This window comes from Adlercreutzia sp. CNCM I-6216 (assembly GCF_977113345.1).
Genome location: NZ_CDSBIE010000016.1, coordinates 31,261 through 43,501, shown reverse-complemented (window position 1 = coordinate 43,501; position 12,241 = coordinate 31,261). Strand labels below are relative to the sequence as shown.

The 12,241-nt window shown below is 58.3% G+C and carries 9 protein-coding genes; 3 read left to right on the top strand and 6 right to left on the bottom strand.

Annotation, left to right across the window (positions count from 1 at the left end; genetic code table 11):
• Positions 1 to 155 precede the first annotated feature (155 nt).
• The gene (locus ACYVRU_RS11155; protein ID WP_173113593.1) at positions 156 to 524 is read left to right on the top strand and encodes an Hpt domain-containing protein; all 369 of its coding nucleotides are present in this window, start codon (positions 156 to 158) and stop codon (positions 522 to 524) included.
• A 76-nt stretch (positions 525 to 600) separates the two neighbouring features.
• On the opposite strand, the gene ACYVRU_RS11150 is transcribed toward ACYVRU_RS11155, so the two are convergent.
• A complete protein-coding gene (locus ACYVRU_RS11150; RefSeq protein ID WP_173113596.1) occupies positions 601 to 1,293 on the bottom strand; it encodes a flavin reductase in 693 nt (230 codons plus the stop codon).
• Positions 1,294 to 1,408: 115 nt separating this feature from the next.
• Between ACYVRU_RS11150 and ACYVRU_RS11145 the strand changes: the two genes are divergently transcribed.
• Together ACYVRU_RS11145 and ACYVRU_RS11140 are read left to right on the top strand one after the other, a co-directional pair.
• Positions 1,409 to 1,534 carry a hypothetical protein gene (locus ACYVRU_RS11145; protein WP_269434837.1) on the top strand — a complete coding sequence of 42 codons (126 nt, stop codon included), beginning with the start codon at positions 1,409 to 1,411 and terminating at the stop codon, positions 1,532 to 1,534.
• Positions 1,531 to 1,773: a hypothetical protein gene (locus ACYVRU_RS11140; RefSeq protein WP_173113599.1), complete on the top strand. Its 243-nt coding sequence runs from the start codon at positions 1,531 to 1,533 to the stop codon at positions 1,771 to 1,773. Before ACYVRU_RS11145 ends, ACYVRU_RS11140 begins: the two co-directional genes overlap by 4 nt.
• Positions 1,774 to 1,869: 96 nt before the next feature.
• Here ACYVRU_RS11140 and ACYVRU_RS11135 read toward each other — a convergent pair whose 3' ends face one another.
• From ACYVRU_RS11135 to ACYVRU_RS11115, 5 genes are all read right to left on the bottom strand, one after another.
• Positions 1,870 to 4,404: a transglutaminase domain-containing protein gene (locus tag ACYVRU_RS11135; protein ID WP_331883515.1), complete on the bottom strand. Its 2,535-nt coding sequence runs from the start codon at positions 4,402 to 4,404 to the stop codon at positions 1,870 to 1,872.
• A 16-nt stretch (positions 4,405 to 4,420) separates the two neighbouring features.
• Positions 4,421 to 7,144: a S8 family serine peptidase gene (locus tag ACYVRU_RS11130; protein ID WP_173113605.1), complete on the bottom strand. Its 2,724-nt coding sequence runs from the start codon at positions 7,142 to 7,144 to the stop codon at positions 4,421 to 4,423.
• A gap of 127 nt (positions 7,145 to 7,271) precedes the next feature.
• Complete coding sequence (rffA, locus tag ACYVRU_RS11125; RefSeq protein WP_114539812.1) at positions 7,272 to 8,405, bottom strand: dTDP-4-amino-4,6-dideoxygalactose transaminase; 1,134 nt, start codon at positions 8,403 to 8,405, stop codon at positions 7,272 to 7,274.
• Positions 8,405 to 11,305, bottom strand: coding sequence for a YfhO family protein (locus ACYVRU_RS11120; RefSeq protein ID WP_461186154.1), 2,901 nt, complete (start codon positions 11,303 to 11,305; stop codon positions 8,405 to 8,407). The genes rffA and ACYVRU_RS11120 overlap by 1 nt, the downstream gene beginning before the upstream one ends.
• A 101-nt stretch (positions 11,306 to 11,406) precedes the next feature.
• On the bottom strand, positions 11,407 to 12,241 hold an 835-nt coding region (locus ACYVRU_RS11115), incomplete at its 5' end, for a L,D-transpeptidase family protein (protein WP_451918267.1).

The following is a 12,241-nucleotide window of genomic DNA, read 5'->3' as shown; positions in this document are numbered from 1 at the left end:
GTGGTCGCCGACAACCCGATCGGAAGGAGAGCGGCGTAAATGATGGTATAGAATACAGACCAGATTCTAGGCGCCTACACCAACGTTTGGGACGCTACCCAAAGAAGAGGAGAGAGGGGCGCGGGCGCCGGAATTTGCACGGGAAAGGAGCGATCATGACCGCTCAGATCGCAGACAAGCTTCGTCCCTTCGGCATCGATTACGTGGACGCCATGGACCGCTTCGGCGACAACGCCGAGCTGTACGAGCGCTTGGCGTTGAAGTACCTGGACGACGGGAACCTCGTGGCGCTTCAGGCCGCTATGGAGGCCAAGGACTACTCCGAGGGCTACAGCCAGGCCCATGCGCTGAAGGGCGTGGCGGGCAACCTGTCGTTCAAGGATCTTTACGACTGCGCGACGCTCGTCTCCGACGCGCTGTACGCCGGCGAGTACGACGCCGCCGAGAAGCACCTCCCGGAAGTGGAGCGCACCCACGCGCTCGTTATCGAAGGTTTGGAAGACTGGCGCAACGGCACGCTGTAGGCGCGGCGCAATCCCCGACAAACGAAAGCCCCCCGGCGCAAATCGTCGGGGGGCTTTTTCGGTTCGAGACCCGGAACTACAGCTCCACGCGCTCGAACATCTCGCGGGGAGCGCCGCAGATGGGGCACATGTAGCCCTCGGGCAGGCCGTCCGGGTAGCCTTCCTCGATGTAGCCGCAAATGGTGCAGCGCCAGGCGATCTTCTTGCCGGCCTCGGGCGCGCCAGCGGCCGTCTCGGTGACCCCGGGAACCGCGGCCTCGTCGCCGTTGTTGTAGGTGGCGGCCTTGGGCGGAGTCTTGCCGCCCTTCACGGCGTGGTAGTAGGCATAGGTGAGCGGATCGCCAGCAGAAAGCACCTCGGCCTCTTCCACAACGCCTACGAACAGGTAGTGGCTGCCCACGTCGATGGTCTCGGTAACGCGCACCGAGAAGCGCGCCAGACCATGCTCGGTTACGTAGGGCACCTCCGCGCCGTCGACCGCGCTCGCGCAGGCGGCGAACTTGTCGGTATCGGCAGAGGTGTGGAAACCGAAGGTGCCGATGAGCTCCATGGGGGCGTCCTCGGCGAGCACCGTGGCGGCGAAACGGCCCGACTCCAGGATGGCGGCGGTGGTGGCGTTCTCCTTGTTGAGCGACACCGACAACGTGGCCGGCTCGCTGGCCACCTGCACGAGCGTGTTCACCACGCAGCCGCAGCGGCGCTCGCCCGCTTTGGCCGTGATGAGATAGAGCCCCGAAGACAGGGAGCGAAATGCCTTGCGATCGATCATAAAAAGTCCTTTCTGCAGGCCCGAGAACTGAACCCGAAGGCCATCCCAAAAGCGTTGGATGCAATGACTCGCTCGATTATACTTCGTCTCGCCGACAAACCGCCCAAGGAGACCTATGCGTAACTCAAACATCGAACTTCTGCGCATCGTGAGCATGGTGCTCATCGTCATGTTTCATTTCAGCGTGCACGGTGCATGGCCGGAAGGCGGCCCGCTCTCGACGGCCGGCGCCGTCTCATGATCATTGGCTTTGTGGCGCTCTCCACCATCCCGACTCTCGCCACGTTCAGCCCCATCATGCGCGCCTGGCTGTGGCCGCACCTGGCATGGGCGTACGCCCTGGGCCCTGCGACGATCCTCGTCGTGGGCGTGCCGTCGGACATCGTGACATACACCATGAATGCGGCCATCGACCTCGCGAGGATTCGCGTGCCGGAACGGCCCGTGATGGGGTGGCTAGAGCAGCGCTGGGGCGAGTAACCGAGCATTTCGAACGGACGACTCTTTCAGATTGAGAAATCGCTCGTTCGAAATGCAGCCGAGGAAGCCAAGACAGAACAGAAAGCCCCGCCTTCCCTATCCGCAATTTTTGCAGACGCGCTTCTTTCCCGATTGCGCTACTGTACCGCTCTTGATGTTCGTGGAGCGTTTAAGCGAGACACAGTCCTTCGTCGTGTGGTAGACCTCCCCGTCGACGACCCAATACACCACAGCTTTTGAACCCGTAACGCTTTGTGCCACGGCGCCATCGGTCTTGTAAGTTGCTGGATCGAAGTAGTAGCGCTGCCCGCCGATGGTCTGCCAGCCGGTAAGGGCCTTGCCGTTGACATCGAAGTAGCTGCGCTTCTTGTCGGCGCTCCAGGTGAGCCACCCGGTGTGCATCTGCGAGGCGGCGTTGAAGTAGTAGAACGAGCCGCCGATCCTGTTCTCCCACCGCAGGGAGCGGGCGGTGGCGGGGTCGAAGTAGTATCGCTTGCCCCACAGGGTGTGCCACCCTGTGCGGGCCTTCCCGTCGTCGTTGAAGTAGCTCTTGGTGCCGAGCTTGGACCAGGTCACCCAGCCGGTCTGCATCTCGGAGGCGGCGTTGAAGTAGTACCAGGAGCCGCCGATCCTGTTCTCCCACCTCACCGAGCGGGCGGTGGCGGGGTCGAAGTAGTATCGCTTGCCGCCGATGGTGTGCCAGCCGGTCCGGGCGCGGCCGTCCGCGTCGAAGTAGCTCTTGGTGCCGAGCTTGGACCAGGTCACCCAGCCGGTCTGCATGACGCCTGAGCCGTTGAAGTAGTACCAGTGGCCGCCGATCTTCTGCTCCCACTTCACCGGCTGCCCGTCGGCGCCGTAGTAGTAGGTCTTGCCGCCGACGGTTCTCCACGCATTGCGAGGATTGGTGATATCGAAAGAGATGGTTCTGCTCCCAGAGTAGTTCTTGCCCGCTCCTCGAATGGTCACCGTCGCCTTTCCGACCTGAGTGTTCTCCCCGTAAGACACCTGGTAGTCCGTCCCCGCTTTCAATGTGCGGCCATTATGCGTTACCGTCACATTGGGGCGAATGGGAGAGCCCGTATGCTCGTAAGAGGCTTTGACGCCCGACACGGAAACCGCGCCTGAAGCAATTGAGGCGGGTGCAATCGTCCACTGGTAGCTCCGCGCCGTCTTATCCCCCAACTTGTCCCATGCGTAACCAGCACCAGGAGCAACCGTCGCCGTGTACGTCCCCGCGTCGATGGCCTTCGTTGTTCCAGACAGGGCATAGGATCCCGCAGAGGGAACCGCCAGGCCGGCTTGGCTGGCGCCGTTATAGATCAAGTTCCGAACCACTGTCGGCGCAGATGTGAGAACCGTGAACGTATTCACGGCGAACCTGTTGTCGGCGTAATCGATACGCACGATAGCATCGGCCTGCTGGTTATCCGTCGTCCATTCAGCTTGGTTAAGCTCGTAAGCCACCAGGTTGCTGACAACATTCCGGTAGCTGTCCTGAGCCCAACTCGCGTTTGTCGGGGTTAGGGTGAAGGAGGTCTCCTTCTGATTGAGCTTCCCCAAAATCTGGATCGCGATAGGATCAGACCACTCGGCAATATCGCCTGTTTTGATAAAGTAGCTGTTCTCGAGCGAATCCGCTTCAAAGCCGGCCGTTGGCCCATGATAGCCGGCATTCGCTAGCTTCATAGTTGCATCATCGAGGCCAAATAGAAGATGCGCCTGCTGCTCCTTCGAGAGGAAGCCCGGGATATCGGCGCCCGCGAGGCTGTCTTTCACGTCGTCGTGGGTCGTGTCGACGTGATACCACTTCCCGTCCATCTTCACAGCCGTCCATACATGGCCGCCTCCTTCGACGCGGCCCGTTTCCATGCCTGCCGTCTCGAGGAGCTTAACGTAGGCGGCGTGATAGCCCTCGCAAGTGACCGCCATGCCCAAGAGCGCCCGATCGACGCTCAAGTTCCTGAACGTGTGATCATAGCTGACGTTGTCGATGATCCAATCATGCAGCGCAAGCGCCGTCTCATAGTCGTCCACGTTTCCGTCGGGCAAGCACTCTGCAACGATTTCTCTGGCCTTTTCATTCGCGTCGATAAAACCATCGCCAGCAACTTCGACCTCGAAGGAGAACCGCATATAGCGCGCCGTCTCCGTGTCGCGCACCACAAACTGGTATTGATAACGCCCGGCACCGACGAACTGATAGCTCAGCACGTTGGAATCACGGAAAGTCTCGGCAGGAGGGAAAGTGGGGTCGTATATCCAGATATAGGGATCGTACTTGTAGATAAAGCCTTGCTGGTACTGGTAGCTGCCGGAACCCTTCGGGCCGCCATCGGCAGTAATCGTGAACTCCGTCGACACTCCCGCCTGCGGCTTCTCGTAGGTCACCGTCGCGCTCCATCCGTCAGGATCGACGCTGTGGGCGCGGGCCGTCACCGTTACGACGTCATCACCAGCCAAAGAAGCAGCCTCGACAACAGAGCCCTCCTGCTCAGCGCCATCAGTACCTGCCCCTACCGCCTGCACCACCTGCGGGGCAGACTCCTCGCCAAACGAGGTAGCAGGTAGCGAGAGCTGCATCAGCAGAACGGCCATCACACCTGAGACGATCTTTCGAAATGTTTTCCTCATCGCTCCCCTCCTCGAATTAGCGCGTTTTGAAAGTCAAAGGATCGAAATAATAGTTCTTGCCGCCGATTTTATGCCAACCGACATAGGCCTTCCCGGTCTTCGGATCGAAGTAGCTGCGCTTCTTGTCGGCGCTCCACGTGAGCCAGCCGGTGTGCATCTGCGAGGCGCTGTTGAAATAGTAGAACGACCCGCCGATCCTGTTTTCCCACCTCACCGAGCGGCCGGTGGCGGGGTCGAAGTAGTAGGTCTTGCCGCCGAGGGTGTGCCAGCCGGTACGGGCCTTGCCGTCAGCGTCGAAGTAGCTCTTGGTGCCGAGCTTGGCCCAGATCACCCAGCCGGTCTGCATGACGCCGGAGCCGTTGAAGTAGTACCACGATCCGTCAATCTTCTGCTCCCACTTCACCGGCTGTCCGTCGGCGCCGTAGTAGTAAGTCTTGCCTCCAACCGTCCTCCAAACATTGCGATCGACTTTGACAATTGAGAAGCTGACCGACTTCGTCCCCGTGAAGTTGCCCTTTCCGGAAATGGTCATCTTGGCAGTGCCGGCATTCACGTTGTTGGTATAGCTCACCGAGTAGTCAGTTCCCGCCATTAGCGTCATGCCCTGCCACGTTACCTTGGGCTGAGGCGTTACCGCCTTACCTGTATAGTTCTGGCTGCCAATAGCCTGAATCTGCGCCGATGAGATGTCGGCGGCATTCACCTTGAAGGATCCTTTGAGCGTGCCCCGGTAGGCCCCCACGCCCTCCATAGACACGCTGTAGGTACCAACCGCTTTTACCGTCGTCGGAGAGATCGTCACACGATAGTCACGTCCCTGCACCAACGTGGCTCCGCCGAGTGTCACGGAAACGGCGGGCGTCTGAACCTTGCCCGTGTAGGTCAGCGAGGAAATCGCCAGCTTCGCATTCGCCAAACTCGCAGGCGGTTCCTCTTCGGGAACGTCAGGCTCAACTACTGGCCCCTCTGGCTGAGAAGGGGGCAACGCGGCCTTCACCGCCGCCTCAGCATTCACTAAACCCCAGCCCGATTCGCCATCCTTGCCCGCTGTATGCAAATCGGCGGCGGTGCGGCACAGAACGTCCTTTACCTCGGCCGACGACAAATCGGGGTCGGCAGCCTGCACCAACGCCGCCGCCGCAGCCACCACCGGAGACGCCATCGAGGTACCGCTCATGGACAGATAGCCGTTCTTCAACGTGCCCTCAAACACACCCGTGCTGAAGATGTTCTCACCGGGCGCCGCAATGTCGCACCAGTCTCCGTAGTTCGAGAACCACGAGCGCATGTAACCATCGGCCGATTCCCACGTCTTCATCGAATAGGTACTGGAGTTGCTGGGAATAGCGCCGCGCTTCGAAAGGCTGATGACGCTCAGCGTCGCATCGCAGGCGGCCGGGTACGACTTCGCCGCCGTATGATCGTTGCCCGCCGCGCAGACCTGGACAACGCCCTGTTCGTCCAGCTCGGACGTCTTCTCGTTGAGCGCCGCGATGCACGTCTCGTCGTCGGTGTAAAAACCCAGGCTCATGTTCACGACGCTGCAGCCCATATCGCGTGCCTTCGCCAGCCCGTAAAGGATATCGAGCACCGTCGCGGAGGAGAATCTGGTGCCGTCGTTGTTTTCACCAATGCAGGAGAAGATATCAATCGCCGCAATGGAGACGATCTTATTGGCGAGCGCTGTGCTTCCCCCACTCGCCACACCGAGCACGCCGCCATTACCGGCCTTGGCGCCTATGATGCCCACCACATGGGTGCCATGAGTGCTGTAGAAGGGCATTTCGTTAGTGCCGTTCAAATAGCCGTCGCCTCGGAGCGGCTTGAAGGACACCTTGCCCGCCTGCATATCGACCCAAACGACCTCGCCGCTTCGGCTCATATCGATGGAGTCCTGCAGATCGGAATGGCTGATAGACGCGCCCGTATCGAGCACGGCCACTTTCACGGGCTCAATGCTGCGCCCCGGAGCCGCCAGCAGACTCCACGCTTCCGGGGCTTTTACGGCGCTCAGATACCATTGCTGGCTAGCCAGCTCATCGCCAGTTGCCAGTGGCGATGCCGCCGACGATTGGGCGGAAGCCACCGGCTCGTCGAAGCTTTTGGCCACGTAATTGGGGAAAGCATACTTCACGGCGTCTTCGGCAGAGGCCGCTTCCACGGCGGTGTCCACCGTGATCTCATCGACGATGTCGACCACCGCTGCATCACCGGTTTCGAAGGACGCCGGCTCGGGCTCTCCCTCGGTGCCGATAGTCGCGGCAACATCGCTCTGCTCGGAAACCGAGGCATCTTCCTCGTAGATGACGACAATTTCGCCCGGAACGTAGCCAAGTTCGTCGACGTCCGTCGCCCGCTCTTCGGCGGCGCGTTGCGCCTCGTCGGCATCGGTCTGAGCTAGCACGGCCTCTGCGCCAGACGCAGGTTCCGCAGAAGATTCTTCAACCTCGGGCTCCGCCCTTCCGACATCGGCGGCAGCTTGCTCGAAGGCACCTGCGTTTGCTGCATCCGAGGCCTCCGACTCGGCCGCCGCATCCAAAACCGTCTTGCTAGCAGCTTGCCCCTCCCCCGACGCAGCCCCATCGCTCATGGGCACCGCATCAGCGGTGACAACCCCCAAGGCGGCCGCCTGGCTGAACCCGCCACCCATCGGAGACGCCCAAGCAAGGGTAAATGCAAGCAAGACGGAAAGCGTCGCTCCGAGGGCCGCTTGCCACTTGCGGAAATCGGCGTTTTTCATAAGATCCCGCTCTCTATACACGCCCCAGAAGAACAACGGGGCGACTTTTCTCGTCGCCCCGCATTTTACTTTATTTACGCCTGATTGAGAATCGTCAACACTCCCACACACCGTACAAGGCTGGAAGTTACTTGCCGAAGTACGCCCGCACCACTTCGATAACCCGAGCACGATCCCCATCGCTCATTCCGTAGTAAAGCGGAAGACGAACCAGACGCTCGCTCACTTTTGTCGTGTACACGTCTTCGCCGTGGAACAATCCGAACCGCTCTCCTGCTGGCGCGCTGTGCAGAGGCACGTAATGAAAGCAGGCCTGCACGCCGCCCTCTTTGAGGAAACTGATGAAACTTGTCCGGTCTTCCAATGTCGGAAGCAGAAGATAGTACATGTGGGCATTCTGAACGCGATCGTCCGGAACGACCGGCAGTTCAACAAGACCTTCTGCCGCTAAGTCGGCAAAAGCATCGTTATAGGCATGCCAGGTAGCCATACGGTCATCGTATATGGTTTGAGCCGCCTCAAGCTGGCCCCAAAGGTAAGCGGCATTCATGTCGCTGGGCAAATAGCTCGACCCCTTATCGACCCACGTGTACTTATCCACCTGACCGCGCAGGAAGTTCGAGCGGTTCGTCCCCTTCTCGCGAATAATCTCGGCTCTCTCGCAATAGGCCGGATTATTGATGAGCACGGCACCGCCCTCTCCCATAGAATAATTTTTCGTCTCGTGGAACGAATAACACCCAAAGTCTCCGATGGTACCGAGTGCCTTCCCCTTGTAGGTGCTCATAACACCCTGGGCGGCATCTTCAACCACGAGGAGACCGTGAGCCTTTGCGATAGCCATGATTTCGTCCATGTCGCAGGCAACACCCGCATAATGGACGGGCACGATAACTCGAGTCTTTTCGGTGATGGCCGCCTCAATGGCAGCAGGATCGATATTCTTCGTGTCGGGTAGGATATCGACGAACACGAGTTTCGCCCCCATGAGAACAAAAGCCGTCGCCGTACTCGAAAAGGTAAAACTTGGCAAGATCACTTCGTCTCCCGGCTCAAGATCACAGAGCATGGCGGCCATCTCGAGCGCCGTCGTTCCGCTAGTGGTAAGCAAAACCTTATCGGCACAAAAACGTTCCTCGAGCCATGACTGGCAGCGTTTCGTGAAAGGGCCATCGCCGCATATCTTATGGTTGTCTTCGGCCGACTGCCGCACATACTCCATTTCCGTACCGACATAGGGCGGAACATTGAAGTCAATCATCAGATAGGCTCCTTTTCAGCTATCCCTCTTAGATTCGTCCCCGTCCGCCGACGACGAATCCATCCCAACTCGAACGTGCCCAACAGCACGACAGTAGCTCCCGTACTCGCCAGCCCCAAATCGAGCCCTGGCGTTACATAAGAGAACCGCAGCTCATGGCCTTCGCCATCTACCTCGACAGCCATGAAGCCGACGTTCGCTTTCAGTATCTCGACTGGTTCTCCGTCCATCGTAGCACTCCAGCCCCCCGAATACGGGACAGATACGAATACGTAGCGCGATTTCTCCCGATTCGCTCGCGCAGCGGCCGAATCAACAGCCCCCACGGAAACCGTCATAGCATCGTTTTCGAACACCACCGATGCGGCATTTCCCTCTCGCAGACGCTCTGCGTTCTCGCGAATAACTTCGACAGACTGAGTCGCGCCATAGAGTTCGGCAAACTCGTAGACCCCTACGCCGCCAAACGTCACCGTAATCGAAGCGACGGGATCATCGCCGGCGCCGAGATTCACGGCCCAGCCTTCCTTTCCCGCATATTTGGGACTAGCGCTTGTGGCTATTTCGAAAGAGCTTTCCCGAACCCCATCCGAAACCGTAACCCAACACGTCTTCGCTGGGGCGAAGGAGGGATTCGTGACAAGGTCAGCGGAAGCGAGTTGCGGTTCATCGGCAAGACGCTCCGCATCCGAAACAGGCAATGAGCGGAAACGCAGCCCTTCGAAGCACAGGTACGTCTCGCAACCAGCGCGCCCGCTGAGAGAAAACGTCACCGAAGCGTTCTTTTTTGTGACCACGATGCGTCCATTCTGGACGGCGGCCCCCTCAGCCTCTACGACACCAAGACGCTCTCGCTGCGTATCAAGCTGCGGAACTGTACCTTCTGCCTCATCCACCGCCAGAACAAGCGCTCGAGTAAGAAGCTCCTGGCGTTGAACCAAATCGAGTCCCTCGTAATCTTTCTGCGTGACAGTCGAATCGTAGGTAAAAGCAAGGGGAAGAGCCCGGTCGGTCTCGTACAGCTCGTAGGACAATCCGTTATGAGCCTCCCCCAAGTCGGCTATCTTCACATAGCCGTCAGGAATCAAATCGGCGGCTTCGGTGGACGAAATGTAATATTTGGCCCCGAGCACGTAATCGAGGGCCGCTCGCTGGCGCGTTCCGTCGAACATCGTGCTTTTCACATCGTCCGACAACCCCATCGATTGGCGAAAATCATCGACGGCCTGATTGTAAAAGCTCGAATAGAAGTCGAAACCTTTATAACCGTGCACAAAGCTGCCATTGCGCCCATAGGTGGTATCGGTTCGATTAATGCGATAGGCATCGTCAAGTTGGTCGAGAGCCGGAGAGAGGTCCAGCTGCTCTCGCGTACCCCACACATGACCCGTCCGGATGAATTCCTTGTAGTAGGAACTGCCGAGCGGACTCATGAAAAGACCGACGTGAACCGTGGCATTGGCAACGACGGCAAGAATAAGCAAAGCACGCAAGCAGCGTTCAGTCAAAACCCGAGGCAAAGACGGCGAGGAACCCGCAGCGCGTCGACGGAAAAAGGCCCACAGGGCCAATGCTCCGTAAATGCCAGCAAACATGACCACTGTAGCAAACCCCAGCAGTGTCCCCTCTTTGAACGCGTAAGCCAAGGCCCAAACAGCCACTACGGTAACAAGCGCGGTAAGTCGCCTCCATTGAAGCGCCGAAAAGCGAGGGATTGCGGGCACCAAGAGCACAACCGCGTACGCTGCGCAAAAGCCAAAAATAACCTCCCATCGATCCGTGGGGTAACCAAAGCCGTTGAAAACCGAGCCAACCTTCGCAACAAGAGCACCGATGAGGCACAGGGCGATCCCGCACCCCCATGCCCGTCGCTCGCGTTCATCCATCGAGCCCCGTGCGACAAAAAGAGCCAAAATCGCAATAACCGGAATCGCTCCCAACACCGAAGCGTTCTGGGCCTCGTGGTTGCCCAAAAGCACACTGGCAAAACTCTCGTAGAAATCCGCCGTCTGGAAGAAGGCGATCTCGCGCACAATGCCAACGCGGCCCATGGAGGTAAGAGTGATGAACATCGGTATCGTCGAAAAACCGACCAATGCGAAGCCGGCAAGGAGGCAAAGGGCAAATTTGCCCGCCAATAAAGCGAAATCCCCCACAGATCGCTCGCGAGGGTAGACAAAATAAGTTATAAGGCAGTACGCAAGCAAGAAAAGACACGTCATGTAAGCGAAATAAATCGAGTACATGAAAATGCCTGCCACGGAGGCAATAAGCAGAAGCGGGTTCTTGCCTACGAACAGCTTATCGGCGCCCATGAACACGAGCGGAAGCAATATGGCGAAATCGATGAAATTCGGGTGACGCAAAACCCCCCAGAACAGCACATATCCGCAGAGCACGTAGCAGAGCGCGCCCACGAGCGTCGCCCCTTTGCCTTTGCCACGGCTAAAGCAATAGAAGGAAAAAGTGAGGGCCGCTAGATAGAACCTTAAGAACACAAGAGCATCGTAGAGCCACTCGGATGCTTCTGGCGGGCACAAAGCCGCAAGAAAATTAATCGGCTCGTTGGAATTTCCCGATGCCGTAATAAGCCAGTCTGCGCCAAAACCGATATCGAACGAGTACAGCGGAACCGTCAGATCCCCTGCCAAGAGCGACGCAGCAATATCTCGTAACCACTCCCCTTCTGCAACCATAAAGGGGAAATACAGCAGACGCCCGTCAGTGTCCCAAACAAGCGAGCGCCCCGCCATGATTAGCGTTAGCGTCACGCCCGCAAAGGCTACCGCACAAACCCCTAAAAGAACGAGAGCATACCGTCCCTTGCGAGTCGTCTCCGCAAGGGGGTGACCGAAATAACCTTTTTCACCATGGCGATCTTCTGTCTCTCGCTCGACCATAGGACCATCCGTTCTTCGTCTTCGGGACGTCATGAAAAAGTCCGGAAGATCGACGTCGACCTCCCGGACCTTACCGATACTCCCGCCCTCCTGAAGGAATGCTAATAGGATACCACTCGCGTGCCGCGAGGAATATTGTTATATATCCATCTTGCGCATTCGATGTCAAGACGCACGCACCCATGAGAGGCGGAGATGCCCAGACGGCCATCCTGAATGTGCGACATGCTTCCTGGCTGGTACAACACCGAATGGAACAGATAGTTGCCGTAGAACTGTGTCCAGTACCAGCAGGTATAACCGGAGCCGAACGACTTACCGCGAGACCCTACGGTAAAGGTCCCCTTGACGGTTGGGGAGCTAGGGGCGCCCGTTGTGCAATCCCAATACCACACCGGTTCCCAATTATAGCTACTTCCACGGAAGACACCCACTTTATGCGTGCGGCTATTAACTAAGATAATGTAATTGGTATTGCTGTAATAGTTCTGAGCCTTGTTCCACATGGCCAGCTGACCGGCAGGCAGAGTGACAGGCTTCGTGCTCGTTTCCCCATTGCTGTCGAAAACGTAGCGGTAACCACCGATGATCTGGGTTCCGAAAGCTTGCTGGCCATTGCTGTAGAAGTACGACCACTTCTGCACGCCGTCCCACTTCAGCCAGCCTGTGTGCATCTGGTAATCCGAGTCGAAATAGTACCAATGACCATCAATCTTTTGATGCCAGCGAACCGCTTTCCCGTCAGACCAATCGAAGTAATACCAAGCACCATCAGACTGAACCCAGCCCCCTGTCTCTCGACCTCGAGAATCATAGTAGCTTTTCGTGCCATCTTTCCAGGTAACAATGCCCTTCGTCATTCGAGAAGCAGAGTCGAAATAGTACCAGCGACCGTCCAGCTTCTGGCTCCATCGCAGGCTCATGGCCGTGGACGGG

What these genes read in the sequence shown, in the direction of transcription:
- ACYVRU_RS11155 (WP_173113593.1), top strand. Translation starts at nt 156, where the DNA reads ATGACCGCTCAGATCGCAGACAAGCTTCGTCCCTTCGGCATCGATTAC.
- ACYVRU_RS11150 (WP_173113596.1), bottom strand. Translation starts at nt 1,293, where the DNA reads ATGATCGATCGCAAGGCATTTCGCTCCCTGTCTTCGGGGCTCTATCTC.
- ACYVRU_RS11145 (WP_269434837.1), top strand. Translation starts at nt 1,409, where the DNA reads ATGCGTAACTCAAACATCGAACTTCTGCGCATCGTGAGCATGGTGCTC.
- ACYVRU_RS11140 (WP_173113599.1), top strand. Translation starts at nt 1,531, where the DNA reads ATGATCATTGGCTTTGTGGCGCTCTCCACCATCCCGACTCTCGCCACG.
- ACYVRU_RS11135 (WP_331883515.1), bottom strand. Translation starts at nt 4,404, where the DNA reads ATGAGGAAAACATTTCGAAAGATCGTCTCAGGTGTGATGGCCGTTCTG.
- ACYVRU_RS11130 (WP_173113605.1), bottom strand. Translation starts at nt 7,144, where the DNA reads ATGAAAAACGCCGATTTCCGCAAGTGGCAAGCGGCCCTCGGAGCGACG.
- rffA (WP_114539812.1), bottom strand. Translation starts at nt 8,405, where the DNA reads ATGATTGACTTCAATGTTCCGCCCTATGTCGGTACGGAAATGGAGTAT.
- ACYVRU_RS11120 (WP_461186154.1), bottom strand. Translation starts at nt 11,305, where the DNA reads ATGGTCGAGCGAGAGACAGAAGATCGCCATGGTGAAAAAGGTTATTTC.